The 15,496-nt window shown below is 72.6% G+C and carries 13 protein-coding genes; 8 read left to right on the forward strand and 5 right to left on the reverse strand.

Going from position 1 to position 15,496, the window contains the following annotated elements; translation table 11 throughout:
* Positions 1–214 precede the first annotated feature (214 nt).
* Positions 215–901: an esterase/lipase family protein gene (locus E2B92_RS04225; RefSeq protein ID WP_126888862.1), complete on the forward strand. Its 687-nt coding sequence runs from the start codon at positions 215–217 to the stop codon at positions 899–901.
* A 31-nt stretch (positions 902–932) separates the two neighbouring features.
* Here E2B92_RS04225 and E2B92_RS04230 read toward each other — a convergent pair whose 3' ends face one another.
* From E2B92_RS04230 to E2B92_RS04240, 3 genes are read right to left on the reverse strand one after another with little or no spacing between them, the layout of a single operon-like run.
* Positions 933–3,218 (reverse strand): ABC transporter permease, encoded by a 2,286-nt coding sequence (locus tag E2B92_RS04230; RefSeq protein WP_126887069.1) that lies wholly within the window; start codon positions 3,216–3,218, stop codon positions 933–935.
* Positions 3,219–3,224: 6 nt separating this feature from the next.
* Positions 3,225–3,983, reverse strand: a complete 759-nt coding sequence (locus E2B92_RS04235; protein WP_126887070.1) for an ABC transporter ATP-binding protein — start codon at positions 3,981–3,983, stop codon at positions 3,225–3,227.
* Positions 3,980–4,495, reverse strand: a complete 516-nt coding sequence (locus E2B92_RS04240) for a PadR family transcriptional regulator (protein ID WP_126887071.1) — start codon at positions 4,493–4,495, stop codon at positions 3,980–3,982. The genes E2B92_RS04235 and E2B92_RS04240 overlap by 4 nt, the downstream gene beginning before the upstream one ends.
* Before the next feature lie 125 nt (positions 4,496–4,620).
* On the opposite strand from E2B92_RS04240, the gene E2B92_RS04245 reads away from it, so the two are divergent.
* From E2B92_RS04245 to E2B92_RS04265, 5 genes are all read left to right on the forward strand, one after another.
* A complete protein-coding gene (locus tag E2B92_RS04245; protein ID WP_126887072.1) occupies positions 4,621–5,895 on the forward strand; it encodes an ABC transporter substrate-binding protein in 1,275 nt (424 codons plus the stop codon).
* Between the two features lie 201 nt (positions 5,896–6,096).
* Positions 6,097–7,788, forward strand: a complete 1,692-nt coding sequence (locus tag E2B92_RS04250; protein WP_126887073.1) for a glycoside hydrolase family 13 protein — start codon at positions 6,097–6,099, stop codon at positions 7,786–7,788.
* Positions 7,785–9,110 carry an ABC transporter substrate-binding protein gene (locus E2B92_RS04255; RefSeq protein ID WP_235023678.1) on the forward strand — a complete coding sequence of 442 codons (1,326 nt, stop codon included), beginning with the start codon at positions 7,785–7,787 and terminating at the stop codon, positions 9,108–9,110. The genes E2B92_RS04250 and E2B92_RS04255 overlap by 4 nt, the downstream gene beginning before the upstream one ends.
* A 5-nt stretch (positions 9,111–9,115) precedes the next feature.
* The gene (locus E2B92_RS04260) at positions 9,116–10,447 is read left to right on the forward strand and encodes a carbohydrate ABC transporter permease (protein WP_126887074.1); all 1,332 of its coding nucleotides are present in this window, start codon (positions 9,116–9,118) and stop codon (positions 10,445–10,447) included.
* Positions 10,444–11,367, forward strand: coding sequence for a carbohydrate ABC transporter permease (locus tag E2B92_RS04265; RefSeq protein WP_235023679.1), 924 nt, complete (start codon positions 10,444–10,446; stop codon positions 11,365–11,367). The genes E2B92_RS04260 and E2B92_RS04265 overlap by 4 nt, the downstream gene beginning before the upstream one ends.
* Before the next feature lie 65 nt (positions 11,368–11,432).
* Here the strand turns inward: E2B92_RS04265 and E2B92_RS04270 are convergent, their stop codons facing one another.
* Positions 11,433–12,668, reverse strand: a complete 1,236-nt coding sequence (locus E2B92_RS04270) for an acyl-CoA dehydrogenase family protein (protein WP_126887075.1) — start codon at positions 12,666–12,668, stop codon at positions 11,433–11,435.
* 135 nt (positions 12,669–12,803) lie between these two features.
* On the opposite strand from E2B92_RS04270, the gene E2B92_RS04275 reads away from it, so the two are divergent.
* Complete coding sequence (locus E2B92_RS04275; protein WP_126887076.1) at positions 12,804–13,457, forward strand: TetR family transcriptional regulator; 654 nt, start codon at positions 12,804–12,806, stop codon at positions 13,455–13,457.
* A 112-nt stretch (positions 13,458–13,569) separates the two neighbouring features.
* On the opposite strand, the gene def is transcribed toward E2B92_RS04275, so the two are convergent.
* Positions 13,570–14,115, reverse strand: a complete 546-nt coding sequence (gene def / locus E2B92_RS04280) for a peptide deformylase (protein ID WP_185923646.1) — start codon at positions 14,113–14,115, stop codon at positions 13,570–13,572.
* A 114-nt stretch (positions 14,116–14,229) separates the two neighbouring features.
* Between def and E2B92_RS04285 the strand changes: the two genes are divergently transcribed.
* On the forward strand, positions 14,230–15,477 hold the full coding sequence (locus E2B92_RS04285) for a Mur ligase family protein (protein ID WP_126887077.1): 1,248 nt from the start codon (positions 14,230–14,232) through the stop codon (positions 15,475–15,477).
* Positions 15,478–15,496 lie beyond the last annotated feature (19 nt).

The following is a 15,496-nucleotide window of genomic DNA, read 5'->3' on the forward strand; positions in this document are numbered from 1 at the left end:
CAGTACAGCACCGGCCGTCGGGGCGCGCGAGCGTGCTTTCGGGCCGTGGGTTCGTCCGTGCATTTCCGTCGGTTTTGAATAACGCTACGGAATGGAGCGGAATTACGGCACGGAATTTCTTGCGGCTGCTTCGTGCACGGCCATTGACTTCCCGGCCATACTGGCCAGTAACCTCCTCTCGCGCCCCCCACGCGCCCCTTCACCGAGGTAGGTCATGAAGAAGAACCTGCTGGCCGTCGCCGTTGCGAGCGTCCTGTTCGCGCCCATCACCGCCGCCCCGGCCGGGGCCGCCGCCCAGGCGTCCGCGTACGCCCCGGGTGGTGATCCCGTCCTTTTCGTCCACGGGTACAGCTCGTCCGGGTCCTATTGGAACACCATGGCCGACAGATTCCGTGCGGACGGCTGGCCCTCCACCCATCTGCGGCAGTGGAGTTACGACTGGCGCCAGTCCAATGCCACCACCGCGCGGGAACTGGCCGCGGAGGTCGACCGGCTGCTCGAAGCGACCGGGGCGGCGAAGGTCGACATCGTCACGCACTCCATGGGCGGGCTGTCGAGCCGCCACTACACCAAGACCCTCGGCGGCAGCGGGAAGACCGACGCCTGGGTCTCCCTGGGCGGTCCCAACCACGGCACGGACGCGGCCAACTCGTGCTACGACACGTCGTGCGGGGAGATGCGCATCGGCTCCTCCTTCCTCGCCGCCCTCAACTCGGGTGACGAGACCCCCGACGGCACGCGTCACGCCACCTGGTGGTCGCCCTGCGACACCTTCATCAACCCCGACAGCAGCGTCTCCCTGAGCGGCGCCACCAACACCCGTACCGCCTGTCTGGGGCACAGCGCCCTCGGCAGCGACCCGGTGGTCTACGGACAGGTGAGGGACTTCGTGAACCGCTGACGGCCACGCCCGCCCGGGCCCGCCCGCCCGGTCACGCGACGGCGCTGAGGGTGTCCGCGAGACGGCGGCGGGTGGCGCGGGCGGCGGGGAGGGCCGCGAGGGCGAGCGCGCCGGTGACGGCGGCCGCGGTGAGGGCCAGCAGGTGCAGCGGCGGCGGGGCCTGGGCGATGCCGGCGCCTATGCCGGTGGCGTGGGCCTCGTGGTCGATCAGCCAGTGGGCGAAGGGGACGCCCAGGGCGGTGCCGGCGAGGGCCGCGGCGAGGGCGGTGCAGCCGATGGCGGTGACGGTGACCGTGGTGATCTGGCGCGGGGACAGGCCGATGGCCTTCAGGGCGAGCAGGTCGCGTTCGCCGTCCCGTACGGTGCCGCCGATCGCGGTGGACAGCTCGGTGAGGCCGATGAGGGCCAGGACACCGATCAGTCCGGCGACGACGCCACGCAGGGCGGAGAGGCGGTCGGCGGGGCTGGTGACCTCGTGGACGTCGAGCCGTCCCCCGGAGGCGTCGGCCAGCTCGGCGCCGACCGTGCGCGGGTCGGCGCCGGGGCGCAACTGGAGCTGGTAGAGGCTGGGGCGCAGCGCGGGGTCGTTCTCGCGGAGGGTGTCCAGCGAGGTGGAGACGACCCGGCCGCCGTTCTCCGGTTCGATGCTGCGGCCCACGATGTGCAGCACCTGCGGGTGGCCGCCGACGGTGAGCCGTACCCAGTCGCCGACGTGGGCGCCGAGCAGGTCCAGCAGGCCCTGCCCGGCGACGGCCTCGTCGGGACCGTGGGCGGCACGGCCCTCCGCGATGGAGTACGGGTAGGGCCGCTCGCGGGTGCCGAGGCCGCGCAGGGCGATGGTGCCGGTCTGGCCGGGGACCAGGGCGGCGACCTCCAGGCCGGGGTGAGCGGCCCGGACGCCGGGGTTGGCCGCGAGGAGGGCGGCCGCCTCGCGGTCGGTGAGCGTGGAGTCGGGGCGGGCGGTGAGCGCGGCGGCGAGGCCGAGCTGCTCGGGGCGGCTGTCGAACCGTTCGATGGTCGTCCACGCGCCGAGCGCCACGGTGATCAGCAGCAGCGGCAGCGCGAGGCGCACGATGGTGGCCGGAGCCCGCCGGCCGCGCCCGAAGGCGCGGTGCCAGCCGAGGACCAGGGCGGGCGGGACGCGCAGTCCGAGCGCCTTCCTGGCCGCGCCGGACAGGCCCCCGCCCGGTGCGGCGGCCGGGGGCAGCACCGGTACGGGCGGCACGCGGCCCGCCCGCCAGGCCGCCAGGCAGGTGGCCGCCCCGATGAACAGCACGGCCGCGGCGGGGACCAGCAGCAGGGCCGGCAGGTGGCCGGGCAGTCCCTGCCAGACCTGCACCGCGTCACCGAGCCGGCCCGGCAGGCGGCCGCCCAGCGTCCGCACGAGCAGCACGGCGAGGGCCGCCCCGAGGACGGCGAACGCCAGGTGCTGGACGAGGAAGATCCGCACCACCTGGCCGGGGGTGAACCCGACGGCCTTGAGGACCGAGATGTCCCGCAGGTGGCCGCGCACCCGGGTGGCGATGGCACCGAACACGGCGAGCGCGGCCGCGACCAGGGCGCCGATGCCGAAGAGCCCGAGCACCTGGCCGAGGAGCTTGGTGTCGCCCTGCGCCTCGGCGCGGGCCTGCTGCCAGGTGGAGACGTCGTTGACGGCGCCCGCGCCGATCGCGGTGACGGCGCGCTGGACCGTGTAGTCGGTGTCGTCGGGGTCGGCGAGCCGCAGCCCGACGACCTGGCCGGCGGTGCGGTCCCCGGGCACGGCGCGCGGCAGGGCCCAGACGGTGCCGGGCCGCTCCCCGGGGCGGTAGCGGCGTTCGGCGGTCTCGGCGACGCCGAGGACGGTCAGGGTGCGGCCGGTGACGGTGACCCGGTCGCCGGGTTCGGCCCACAGGGCACGGGCGAGCCCGGCTTCGAGGACGACGCCGTCGGGGGTGGCGGGGTCGAGCCAGCGGCCGGCGGTGATCAGGGGGCGGCCGGTCGCGGGCAGGCCGGCGCCGGTGGCGCGCAGTTCCACACCGGCGCGGGCGCCGCGCGAGGCGGCGGTGGTGGTGGCGGTGCGGTACGGGCCGGAGACGGCGGCGACACCGTCGAGCGCGGCGAGCCGGCCGGTGTCGGCGGCCGGGCCGGTGTGCAGCCAGACGTGGGCGCCGCGGGACTGGGTGAACACCCGCTGCCAGGGGTTGGTGGCGTACCCGAACAGGGCGGTCGCGAGCAGCAGGGAGGCGACGATGCCGGCGGTGGCGGCGACGAGGAACAGCGCCTCGCCCCGGTGGGTCCGCAGATCGGCGTGCGCCCAGCGCAGCATGGCCCGCACCGCCGGTCAGTCCTTCAGCTCGTTCAGTTCGAGCACGCCGGGCAGGCCGGTGCCGCGGCGGGGCGTCCCGCCCAGTGCGGCGTCGTCGGCGATGCGGCCGTCGAAGAAGCTGATCACCCGGTCCGCGGCGCTGGCGAGGCGGGCGTCGTGGGTGACGAGAACGATGCTCTGCCCGCGCTGGTGGTAGCGGGTCAGCAGCCGCATCACCTCGCGGGTGCCCTTGCTGTCGAGGCTGCCGGCCGGTTCGTCGGCCAGCAGCAGGCGCGGCTGGTTGACCAGGGCGCGGGCGAGGGCGACGCGCTGCTGCTCGCCGCCGGACAGTTCGCCGGGCATGCTGCGGGCCTTGCCCTCCAGGCCCAGCTCGGCGAGCAGCTTCTCGCGCTCGGCGCGGGCCTGCCGGGCGGAGGTGCCGGCGAGCAGGGCGGGGAGTTCGATGTTGTCGGCGACGGTGAGGTTGGAGACGAGGTTGAAGAACTGGAAGACGATGCCGATGCTGCGGCGGCGCTCGGTGGCCCACCGCGCCTCGCCGTAGTCGTCGGTGCGCTCTCCGTCAAGCCACAGGGAGCCGCTGTCGGGGCGCTGGAGCCCGCCGAGCAGGTGCAGCAGCGTGGACTTCCCGGCGCCGGAGGGGCCGGTGATCGCGACGAACTCGCCGTGGCGTACGGAGAGGTCGACGCCGCGGACGGCGTGGGCGGGGGCGCCCTCGCCGTAGTGGGTCTTGACGAGGCCCTCGGCGCGCAGCAGGGGTATGGAACCGTCCGTCACCGCAGGTCCTCCAGTTCCTCCTGGCACCGCTCCAGCCAGTCCAGGTCGGCCTGGAGGTGCAGCATGGCGCCCTCGATGAGGAGGTGGGCCATGCGGTTGTCGCGGTCTTCGGTCGCGGCCAGCTTGGAGAGGTTGCGCATGGTGTTGAGGTACTCGCGTCGCTGTCTGTTGATGAGGGCGATCTGGTCGGCGAGCCCGGTGCGCGGGGCGAGGGCGAGTTTCATGAAGAACTCGTCCCGGACCCTCGGTTCGTCGGCCGTCTCCTCGAACCAGGCGCGCAGGGCTTCCTGCCCGGCTTCGGTGAGACGGTAGATCTTCTTGTTGGGCCGGCTCTCCTGGGCGATCTCCTCGCCCTCGATGAGCCCGGACTTCTCCAGCCGGCCGAGCGTCACGTAGATCTGGCCGACGTTGGTGGGAGGGTACGCGGCGCCCAGCAGTTGCTCAAGGTCCTGCTTGAGCTCGTAGCCGTGGGCGGGGCCGCGCGCGAGGAGTGCGAGGAGGGGAAGGCGCACCCGTGCTGTCCTCCTCCACGTGCTCCCGGTGTGATGTGGGCTCTAGTATCGCCCATGCCTAACGGGTATACATGCCCGCAGACGCGGACGCCGATGTCTTGCGCCGGGTGCACTGGGAGGAACCTATGCGGTGGATACGTGCCGCGGGTAGGGGTCTCCTCGTGGTCATGGTCATTATGACCGGGTACGCGGCCTCCGGGGCCGCTCCGGCGGACCGGGCGCCCGGCGGCGGGCGGGGCCCGATGACCCTGGCGACGGCCGGTGACCTCACCGGCTACCTGGGCCGGGTGCTCGACGGCTGGAACCGGGCGCACCCGGGCGAGAAGGTCACGCTGGTGGAGCTGCCGGACTCGGCGGACGAGACCCGGGCCCAGATGATCACGGACCTGCGGTCGGGAGCGGGCCGGTTCGACGTCCTCAACATCGATGTGGCGTGGACGTCGGAGTTCGCCGCGGCCGGGTGGATCGCACCGGTGGACCGGCGGCGCTTCCCGCTGAGCAGCTTCCTGCCGCCGGTGGTGGACACGGCGACGTACGACGGCAAGCTGTACGCCGTCCCGTATGTCACGAATGCCGGAATGCTCTTCTACCGCAAGGACGTGCTGGAGCGCGAGGGCGAACGGCCGCCGCGCACCTGGGCGGAGCTCCGGCGGCAGGCCCGGACGATCGCCCCGCGGTACGGCCTCGAGGGGTACGCGGGCCAGTTCCTGCCGTACGAGGGGCTGACGGTGAACGCCGCGGAGGCCGTCTACTCGGCGGGCGGCACCATCCTCGGCGACGAGGGCGAGCGGGTCACCGTGGACTCGGCCGCCGCCCGCTCCGGGATCGGCTTCCTCGCCGGGGGCGTACGGGACGGCTGGATTCCCCGGGAGGCGCTCGGCTACACCGAGGAGGAGTCGCGCCGGGCGTTCCAGGACGGCCGGCTGCTGTTCCTGCGCAACTGGCCGTACGCCTACGCCGGCGCGTCCGGACCGGACTCGCGGGTGGCGGGGAAGTTCGGCGCGGTGCCGCTGCCGGGGCCCGAGGGGCCGGGCACGAGCGTGCTGGGCGGGTCGAACCTCGCGGTGAGCAGCCACGCACGGCACCCGGAGTCGGCGCGCGACCTCATCGCGTACCTCACGAGCGAGCCGGTGCAGCGCCGGGTGCTGACCGAGGGCGCGCTGCCGCCGGTGCGGGCGGCGCTGTACGGGGAGCCCGCGCTGGTGCGCCGCTTCCCCTACCTGCCCGCGCTGCGCGCGAGCGTGCTGACGGCCGCGCCGCGCCCCAAGAGCCCGCACTACGAGCAGGTCAGCCTGGCCGTGCAGGCCGTGGCGCACGACGCGATGGCGCAGCGCCAGACGCCCGAGGCGGCCGTGCGGCGGCTGGCCGGGGAACTCGCGGCCATCGCGCACCGCCGCTGACCTGAGACCTCTCCTGTAGTTACCCGTTAGGTAACCGAACCCTGCCGAGGCATGGGACATATCGGTACATAAGCCTTGAACTTTCGCTGTTTTCGGCAGCATCGTTGACACCCTCTCGTCACGCCTACTTAACATGCATGCATAACCGCTACCCGCTCTGGATGGCGCGCACCCCTTCACGAAGAAACAGGTCAACGGGTGATGCTCACAGCACCGGCCAACGACGGCCTCTCGCAGCACCTCACGCACCGGTCCGCCCACCCCTGGTGGCGTGACGCGGTGATCTATCAGGTGTACGTCCGCAGCTTCCTGGACAGCACCGGCGACGGCATCGGCGACCTCGCCGGGGTCAGGGCCGGCCTGCCGTACCTGAAGAAGCTCGGCGTCGACGGCATCTGGCTGAGCCCCTTCTACCCGTCACCGCAGGCCGACCACGGCTACGACGTCGCCGACTACTGCGACGTGGACCCCGTCTTCGGCGACCTGGACGAGTTCGGCCGCCTGGTGGCCGACGCCCACCGGCTCGGCATCAAGGTGCTGCTGGACATCGTCCCCAACCACTGCTCCAGCGAGCACGCCTGGTTCCGCGAGGCGCTCGCCGCCGGACCGGGCAGCGAGGCCCGCGCCCGGTTCCACTTCGCCGAGGGCCGCGGCCCCGGCGGGGACGTGCCGCCCAACAACTGGCACGCCATGTTCGGCGGCCCGGCCTGGAGCCGGGTCACCGAGCCGGACGGCACCCCCGGCCAGTGGTACCTGCACATGTTCACGCCCGAGCAGCCCGACCTGAACTGGCGCAACCCCGAGGTGGGCGCCCACTTCGAGCACGTCCTGCGGTTCTGGCTGGACCGGGGCGTGGACGGATTCCGCATCGACGTGGCCGCCGGGCTGTTCAAGCACCCCGACCTGCCGGACTCCCCCGACCCCGAGGCCGACGCCCGCACCCGCGACTCCGTCAACCCGCTCGCCTGGAACCAGCCCGAGGTGCACGACGTGTGGCGCCACTGGCGCGCGGTGTGCGAGGAGTACACGGACCGTGACGGCCGCGACCGGCTGCTCGTCGGCGAGGTCTCCGTACCCAGCGCCCGTGAGCACGCCAAGTACGTCCGACCCGACGAGCTGCACCAGGCGTTCTTCTTCGACCTGCTGAGCGCCCCCTGGGGCGCGGACAGCTTCCGTACGGTCATCGACGACGCGATCCGCGACATCGCCGGCACCGGCTCCACCGTCACCTGGGTGCTCAACAACCACGACCAGGTGCGCACGGTGACCCGGTACGGCGAGTCCGGAACCGAGGGCAGCGGCCTGGGCGCCGCCCGGGCACGGGCCGCCGCGCTGCTGATGCTGGCGCTGCCCGGCGCCGCGTACATCTACCAGGGCGAGGAGCTGGGCCTGCCGGAGGTCGTGGACCTGCCGGACGAGGTGCTCACCGACCCGATCTTCCGGCGCACCGGCAGCCGGGCCCGCATCCGCGACGGGTGCCGTGTGCCGCTGCCCTGGTCGGGGCACGCCTCGCCGTTCGGGTTCAGCACGGGCGCGGAGAGCGCCAAGCCGTGGCTGCCGCAGCCCGGCTGGTTCGCCGAGCACGCCACCGACCGGGCGCTCGCCGACACGCGCTCGTTCTGGCACCTGTACCGCGAGGGCCTGCAACTGCGGCGCGGGCTGCCGCAGTTGGGCGAGGGCACCCTGCGCTGGCTGGAGTCACCGCCCGGTGTCCTGGCCTTCGAACGCGGCGACGGCCTCGTCTGCGCCGTCAACTTCACCGCCGACCCGGTGCCCGCGCCGGTCTCCGGCGCCCCCCTGCTGTCCAGCGGCCCTTGCCCGGCCGGCGTACTGCCCGGTTCCACCGCCGCCTGGTGGACCGGTGACCACACCACCTCGGAGGTATCACGATGATGACACGACGACGGATGGCGATGGCGTGCTGTTCGGCGCTGACCCTGGCCCTCGGGGCGACCGCCTGCGGCGGCGGCCCGGTGAGCGCGGGCGGCGGAACGAAGGAGCTCAGCGGCCAGACCCTCAACGTGGCCGGTGTCTGGTCCGGCGCCGAGCAGAAGAACTTCCAGAAGGTGCTGGACGCCTTCACCGAGAAGACCGGCGCCAAGACCCAGTTCACCTCGACCGGCGACAACGTCTCCACGGTCGTCGGCAGCAAGATCGAGGGCGGCAACGCCCCCGACGTGGTGATGGTCCCGCAGGTCGGCGTGCTCCAGCAGTTCGCCAAGAAGGGCTGGCTCAAGCCTCTCCCGGACCGCACCATCAACGCCGTCCACACCAACTTCGCGCCCGTCTGGACGAAGTACGGCTCGGTCGACGGCAAGCTGTACGGCCTGTACTTCAAGGCCGCCCACAAGTCGACGGTCTGGTACAGCCCCGAGGCCTTCGAACAGGCGGGCGTCACGGCACCGGCGACGTACGAGCAGATGCTCACGACCGGGCAGGCCGTCTCCGACTCGGGCCTGCCGGCCTTCGCGGTCGCCGGTGAGGACGGCTGGACGCTCACGGACTGGTTCGAGAACATCTACCTCTCGCAGGCCGGCCCCGAGAAGTACGACAAGCTCGCCCAGCACGAGATCAAGTGGACCGACCCGACCGTGGTGAAGGCCCTCACCACCCTGGGGAAGCTGTTCTCCGACCAGAAGCTGATCGCGGGCGGCCAGAAGGGCGCGCTCGGCACCGACTTCCCCGGCTCCGTCGAGAAGGTCTTCGGCCCCGACCCCGAGGCCGGCATGGTGTACGAGGGCGACTTCGTCGCCGGCATAGCCAAGGACCAGTTCGGCAAGACCATCGGCAAGGACGCGGCCTTCTTCCCCTTCCCGGCGGTCGCGGGCGGCAAGGCCCCCGTCGTCAGCGGCGGTGACGCGGCCGTCGTCCTCAAGGACGGCAAGAACCAGAAGGCCGCGGACGCGTTCCTCGCCTACCTCGCGACGCCCGAGGCGGCCGCCGTGTGGGCGGAGGCGGGCGGGTTCCTGTCCCCGAACAGGAAGCTGGACCTCGGCTCCTACGGTGACGACACGCTGCGCAAGACGGCCAAGTCCCTGATCGACGCCGGTGACTCCGTGCGCTTCGACATGTCCGACCAGGCACCGGCCTCCTTCGGCGGCACCAAGGGCGTCGGCGAGTGGAAGCTGCTCCAGGACTTCCTGCGCGACCCGTCCGACCCGGCGGCCACCGCGGCGGCGCTCGAGGCCGCGGCGGCCAAGGCGTACAAGGGCTGACCACCATGACCACCCTCACCACTCCCGTGGGGGCCGCGAGTCCCCGGCGGCGCGCACAGCGCCGCCGGCGGACCATCGCCGTGGCCTTCGTCCTGCCGGCGCTGCTGCTCCTCGGCGCGCTGGTCGTCTACCCCGTCGTGTTCTCGGTCGGCCGCAGCTTCTTCGACGCGGCCGGGACCCGGTTCGTCGGCGGCGAGAACTACGCGGAGATGTTCCGCGACCCGGCCACGCTGACCGCCATCCGCAACAGCGCCATCTGGGTCGTCGTGGCCCCGACACTGCTCACCGGGCTCGGCCTGATCCTGGCCGTGCTGGTGGAGAAGGTCCGCTGGGCCACCGCGTTCAAACTGCTGCTGTTCATGCCGATGGCCGTCTCCTTCCTGGCGGCGGGCATCATCTTCCGGCTCGCCTACGAGGAGGACCCCGACAAGGGCGTCCTCAACGCGGCGGTCGTCACCGTGCACGACGCCTTCGAGGACACCTCCTCCTACCCGGCCGCCCGGGCCCGGGACGGGCAGGGCCTGAAGAAGGCCGCCGACGGGTCGTACGGCACCGCCGAGGCCGTCTCCCCCGGCGACACCGTGAACCTCGGGTTCGTGGGCGTGCCGCCCAAGGAGGTGCCGGCCGGTGCCGAGAGCGCGTCTTCGGCGAAGGCCGGTCCGGGCGAGGTGGGCGGTGTCGTCTACCTGGACTTCACGCCCGGCGGCGGGGGGCGGCCGGGCGTGATCGACCCGGCCGAGCGCGGGCTGCCCGGGATGACCGTGGAGGCGGTCCGGGACGGCGAGGCGGTCGCCACGGCGACCACGGCGGCCGACGGCTCGTTCCGCTTCGCCGGCCTCACGGACGGCTCGTACACCGTGCGGCTGCCCGCGGCGAACTTCGCCCCGCCGTACGAGGGCGTCTCCTGGCTCGGTCCCGCCCTGGTCACCCCGGCGATCATCGGCGCGTACCTGTGGATCTGGACCGGCTTCGCCATGGTGCTCATCGGCGCCGGACTGTCGTCGCTGCCGCGCGACGCGCTGGAGGCGGCCCGGATGGACGGGGCGAGCGAGTGGCAGGTGTTCCGCCGGATCACCGTGCCGCTGCTGGCGCCCGTGCTGACGGTCGTGTTCGTGACCCTGGTGATCAATGTGATGAAGGTCTTCGACCTCATCTACATCATCGCGCCCGGCCCGGTGCAGGAGGACGCCACCGTGCTGGCCACCCAGATGTGGCTGGTCTCCTTCGGCGGCGGCAACAACCAGGGGCTCGGCAGCGCGCTCGGCGTGCTGCTCCTGCTGCTGGTGATCCCGGCCATGGTCTTCAACGTCCGCCGTTTCCGCAGGAGCCAGTCATGAGCGCGACCGTCACCGCACCCGAGACGAAGACGTCCGCCCCGCCGGCACCGCCCGCCCGTCCCGCGGCCACCCGGCCGCCGGGCGGCCGGCTGCGCCGGTGGCTGGGCAGCGGGCTGGTCCAGGCGTTCCTGGCCGTCGTCGGCCTGGTCTGGATCACCCCGGTGGCCGGGCTGCTGCTGTCCTCGCTGCGGTCGGCCAACGACAACGCCGCGAGCGGCTGGTGGACCGCGCTCACCAGTCCCGCCCAGCTCTCCTTCGACAACTACACGGCGCTGCTGGGCAACGCCGGCATCACCCGGGCCTTCTGGAACACGGTGCTGATCTCGGTGCCCACGACCGTGCTCGTCGTGGTCGTCGCGGCGCTCGCCGGATACGCCTTCGCCTGGCTGGAGTTCCCCGGCCGGGACTGGATCTTCCTGCTGGTGGTGGCCCTGCTGGTGGTGCCGGTCCAGGTGGGTCTGCTGCCGGTCGCCAAGCTCTTCGGGCAGCTCGGCCTGTTCGGCACGATCCCGGGCGTGGTGCTCTTCCACGTGGCGTACGGGCTGCCGTTCGCGATTTTCCTGCTGCGGAACTATTTCGCCGACATCCCGCGTGAAATGCTGGAGGCCGCGCGGATGGACGGCGGTGGCGAGTGGCGCATCTTCACGCAACTGGTGCTTCCGGTGGGCCGGCCCGCCCTCGCGAGCCTGGCGATCTTCCAGTTCCTGTGGGTGTGGAACGACATGCTGGTGGCGCTGCTCTTCGCCGACAGCTCCTCCCAGCCGCTGACGGTGGAACTCCAGTCGCAGGTGCGGCAGTTCGGCAGCAACATCGACGTCCTGGCGCCGGGTGCCTTCCTGTCCCTGATCGTGCCGGTGGTGGTCTTCTTCGCCTTCCAGCGGCACTTCGTCCAGGGCGTGATGGCCGGTTCGGTCAAGTGACGTCACGCGGACGGGCGGGGCGCCTCACACGGGGGAGGCGCCCCGCCACCCGTCCGGGCGCGCGGTCAGCGGATCGGCATGCCCGACAGGGTGCGGGCGATGACGAGGCGCTGGACCTCGCTCGTGCCCTCGAAGATCGTGTAGATGGCGGCGTCGCGGTGCATCCGCTCCACCGGGTACTCGCGGGTGAAGCCGTTGCCGCCGAGGATCTGGACGGCCTGGGCCGTGACCTTCTTGGCGACCTCGCTGGCGTACAGCTTCGACATCGAGCCCTCGGCCGAGGTGAACGGCTTGCCGGTGGTCGCCATCCAGGAGGCGCGCCAGACCAGCAGGCGGGCCGCGTCGATCTGGGTGCGCATGTCGGCGAGCTGGAAGGCGACGCCCTGGTTGTCGATGATGGGGCGGCCGAACTGCACGCGCGTCCTGGCGTAGTCGAGGGCCACCTCGTACGCGGCGCGCGCGGTGCCCACGGCCATGGCGCCGACGGCGGGGCGGGACGCCTCGAAGGTGGCCATGGCGGCGTTCTTGACGCGCTCGCCACCCGGCCCGGCCTTCGCGGCCTTCTCGCGTGCGCGGGCGAGGCGCTCGTCCAGTTTCTCCTTGCCGCCGAGCAGGCAGGAGCCGGGGACCCGGACGTCCTCGAGGACGACCTCGGCGGTGTGGGAGGCGCGGATGCCGTGCTTCTTGAACTTCTGCCCCTGGGACAGGCCCGGGGTGCCCGGCGGGACGATGAAGGACGCGTGGCCCTTGGAGCCGAGCCCGGGGTCGACGACCGCGACGACGACGTGGACATTGGCGATGCCGCCGTTGGTGGCCCAGGTCTTGGTGCCGTTGAGCACCCACTCGTCCTTGGCCTCGTCGTACACGGCGCGCGTGCGCATGGCGGCGACGTCCGAGCCCGCGTCGGGCTCGGAGGAGCAGAAGGCGGCGACCTTGACGTCGTCGGGGTCGCCGTACATCTGCGGTATCCAGGTGCCGATCTGCTCCTCGGTGCCGTTGGCGAGGACGCCGACCGCCGCCAGGCCGGTGCCGACGATGGACAGGGCGATGCCGGCGTCGCCCCAGAACAGCTCCTCCATCGTCAGGGGGATGCCGAGACCGGTGGGGTCGAAGAACTGCTGGGCGTAGAAGTCGAGGGAGTAGATGCCGACCTTGGCGGCCTCCTGGATGATCGGCCAGGGGGTCTCCTCCCGCTCGTCCCACTCGGAGGCGGCCGGTCGGATCACGTCCTTGGCGAAGCCGTGCAGCCAGTCACGGACCTGCTTCTGGTCGTCGTTGAGTTCAAACGTGAACTCGGCCATGTTCCCTCCCGGCGTGTTACTTGCGGTAACCGCAGTCTGTTACCGGTAAGTAGCCGCTGTCAACCGGCAGTGCCGAGGGGGCGGGTGTTACGTTGCGCAGGTCTTAGGGACATCGCACGGGCGGGGAGACACGCTATGGAGACCACACACCGGACCGACCAGCAGCGGTCGGCCGACCAGCGGCGACGCGAGCTGCTCGAGGCCGCCGACCGCGTGGTCCTCCGCGACGGACCGCAGGCGTCCATGAACGCCATCGCCGCCGAGGCGGGCATCACCAAACCGATCCTCTACCGCCACTTCGGCGACAAGGGCGGCCTGTACCGCGCGCTCGCCAAGCGCCACACGGACGCCCTGCTGTCCGCCCTCCAGTCGGCGCTCGACGCGCCGGCCGACCGGCGGGAGCGGGTGGAGGCGACGCTCGACACCTATCTCGCCGCCATCGAGGCCCGCCCGCAGGTGTACCGGTTCCTGATGCACCCGTCGGAGGACGCCGGCGCCGGCCAGCAGTCGGAGCAGGGTTTCGACATAGGGCGCCATTCGGCGCCGGTCCTGCGCCGCATGGGCGAGGAGCTGGCCCGGGTCATCGCCGAGCGCGTCGACCTGGGCCCGAACAGCGAGGTGCTGGCCCGGGTCTGGGGCCACGGGATCGTCGGCATGATGCACGCGGCGGGCGACTGGTGGCTCGGCGAACGCCCTTGTACGCGCGAGGAGTTGGTGCGCGGGCTGGCGGACCTGCTGTGGGGCCGGCTGGAGCAGGTCGACGACAGGACGGGCGGCCCGGGGTTCTGACGGCGGGGCCGCCGCGCACCGCCGGGGCGTCCGGCGGAGGACGCCGCGCAGGGCGCGTGACGTCCGGGGCGCCGCGTGGAGCGCGGGACGACCGGAGGCCCGGGCGCGGGCGTCAGGCGCGGGCGGCCCACTTCGCGCGGCGTGCCGCCCGCAGGGCCTTCGCGCGGCGCCAGCCGGTGAGGCGGTCCGTGTACACCGTGCCGTCCAGGTGGTCGCACTCGTGCTGGAGGCAGCGGGCGAAGAAACCCGTACCCTCCACCCGCACCGGGGCGCCCAGCAGGTCGACGCCTTCCACGACCGCGCGGTCGAAACGTTCCGTACCCGCCTCGAGGCCCGGCAGGGACAGGCACCCCTCGGCGCCGCGCACGGTCACCCCGTCCGCCTCCACGAGGCGCGGGTTGACGATGTGGCCGAGGTGGCGGACGTCCTCGTCGTCGGGGCAGTCGTAGACGAAGACCCGCGAGGCCACGCCGATCTGGTTGGCCGCGAGGCCGACGCCCTCGGCGGCGTACATCGTGGCGAACATGTCCTCGATGAGCCGGGCCAGCCGGGGGCCGAAGTCGGTGACGGGCTCGCAGGGGGTGTGCAGGACCGGGTCGCCGAGCAGGGTCATGGCTCGTACATGGCCGGAACTGCCGGGGATCGGCCGGTTTCGCATGGCGTCCAGCGTACGTTCCACCGCCCCGGACGGTTTCAGCAGGTGGCGCGGTTCGGGCGCCCGGCCGGATCTCGATAGGCTGAGCCCGGACCCACGCTAGGAGGAACAAGGACGATGGCAGGACACCCTGGCAATCCTGAGCCGCTGTCGCCGCGCGCCAAGCTGGCCGTGACCGCAGGCAAGGCCGCAGCGGCGGTGTCTCGCGCGGCGGGACGCGGCAGCGGATCGGTGATCGGCGGCCGGGTGGCGCTCAAGCTCGACCCCGAACTGCTGGGGCGGCTCGCGCAGCACCTGGACGTCGTCCTGGTGTCGGCGACCAACGGCAAGACCACCACCACCCGGCTGATCGCCGAGGCACTGCGGGCCAGTGGCCCGGTCGTCTCGAACGCGCTCGGCGCGAACATGCCGGCGGGCATCACCTCCGCCCTCGCGGGCGGCTCGGACGCGAAGTACGGCGTGATCGAGGTCGACGAGAAGTACCTCGCCGGTGTCGCCCGCGACGTGGCGCCCAAGGCGATCGCACTGCTCAACCTCTCCCGCGACCAGCTCGACCGCGCCGCCGAGACGCGGATGCTCGCCGAGAAGTGGCGCGAGGGCCTGTCCGGCTCGAAGGCGGTCGTCATCGCCAACGCCGACGACCCCCTCGTGGTCTGGGCCGCGTCCTCCTCCCCCAACGTCGTATGGGTGGCGGCCGGTCAGGAGTGGAAGGACGACGCCTGGTCCTGCCCCGCCTGCGGCGGTGTGATGCAGCGCCCCGGCGACGACTGGTTCTGCGGCGAGTGCGGCTTCCGCCGTCCCGCCCCGAGCTGGGCGCTCAGCGGCGAGCACGTGCTGGACCCGCACGGCTCGGCCTGGCCGATCCACCTCCAGCTCCCCGGCCGCGCCAACCGGGCGAACGCGGCCACCTCCGCCGCCGTCGCGGCCGTCTTCGGCGTACCGCCGCAGGTGGCGCTGGAGCGCATGTACCAGGTGCAGGCGGTGGCGGGCCGGTACGACGTGGTGTCGTTCCAGGGCCGTGACCTGCGGCTGCTGCTGGCGAAGAACCCGGCGGGCTGGCTCGAAACGTTTTCGCTGATCGACCCGCCGCCGACGCCGGTCATCCTCTCCGTCAACGCCCGTGGCGCGGACGGCACGGACACCTCCTGGCTCTGGGACGTGGACTACACGCGGCTGGCCGGCCACCCGATCGTGGTGATCGGCGACCGCCGGCTGGACCTCGCGGTGCGGCTCGAGGTCGCGGGCCTGGACTTCCGGGTGTGCGAGACCGTCGACGAGGCGGTGCAGCTCTCCCCGCCGGGGCGGATCGAGCTGATCGCCAACTACACCGCGTTCCAGGACGTCCGCCGCCGCGTCGGCAACTGACCCGCTGAAAAGGACATGA

Source organism: Streptomyces sp. WAC05374 (assembly GCF_004353505.1).
Taxonomy (GTDB): Bacteria; Actinomycetota; Actinomycetes; order Streptomycetales; family Streptomycetaceae; genus Streptomyces.

Excerpts from the sequence above, each read along its gene's own strand:
- E2B92_RS04225 (WP_126888862.1), top strand. The coding sequence starts at position 215 with ATGAAGAAGAACCTGCTGGCCGTCGCCGTTGCGAGCGTCCTGTTCGCG.
- E2B92_RS04245 (WP_126887072.1), top strand. The coding sequence starts at position 4,621 with ATGCGGTGGATACGTGCCGCGGGTAGGGGTCTCCTCGTGGTCATGGTC.
- E2B92_RS04250 (WP_126887073.1), top strand. The coding sequence starts at position 6,097 with ATGCTCACAGCACCGGCCAACGACGGCCTCTCGCAGCACCTCACGCAC.
- E2B92_RS04255 (WP_235023678.1), top strand. The coding sequence starts at position 7,785 with ATGATGACACGACGACGGATGGCGATGGCGTGCTGTTCGGCGCTGACC.
- E2B92_RS04260 (WP_126887074.1), top strand. The coding sequence starts at position 9,116 with ATGACCACCCTCACCACTCCCGTGGGGGCCGCGAGTCCCCGGCGGCGC.
- E2B92_RS04265 (WP_235023679.1), top strand. The coding sequence starts at position 10,444 with ATGAGCGCGACCGTCACCGCACCCGAGACGAAGACGTCCGCCCCGCCG.
- E2B92_RS04270 (WP_126887075.1), bottom strand. The coding sequence starts at position 12,668 with ATGGCCGAGTTCACGTTTGAACTCAACGACGACCAGAAGCAGGTCCGT.
- E2B92_RS04275 (WP_126887076.1), top strand. The coding sequence starts at position 12,804 with ATGGAGACCACACACCGGACCGACCAGCAGCGGTCGGCCGACCAGCGG.
- def (WP_185923646.1), bottom strand. The coding sequence starts at position 14,115 with ATGCGAAACCGGCCGATCCCCGGCAGTTCCGGCCATGTACGAGCCATG.
- E2B92_RS04285 (WP_126887077.1), top strand. The coding sequence starts at position 14,230 with ATGGCAGGACACCCTGGCAATCCTGAGCCGCTGTCGCCGCGCGCCAAG.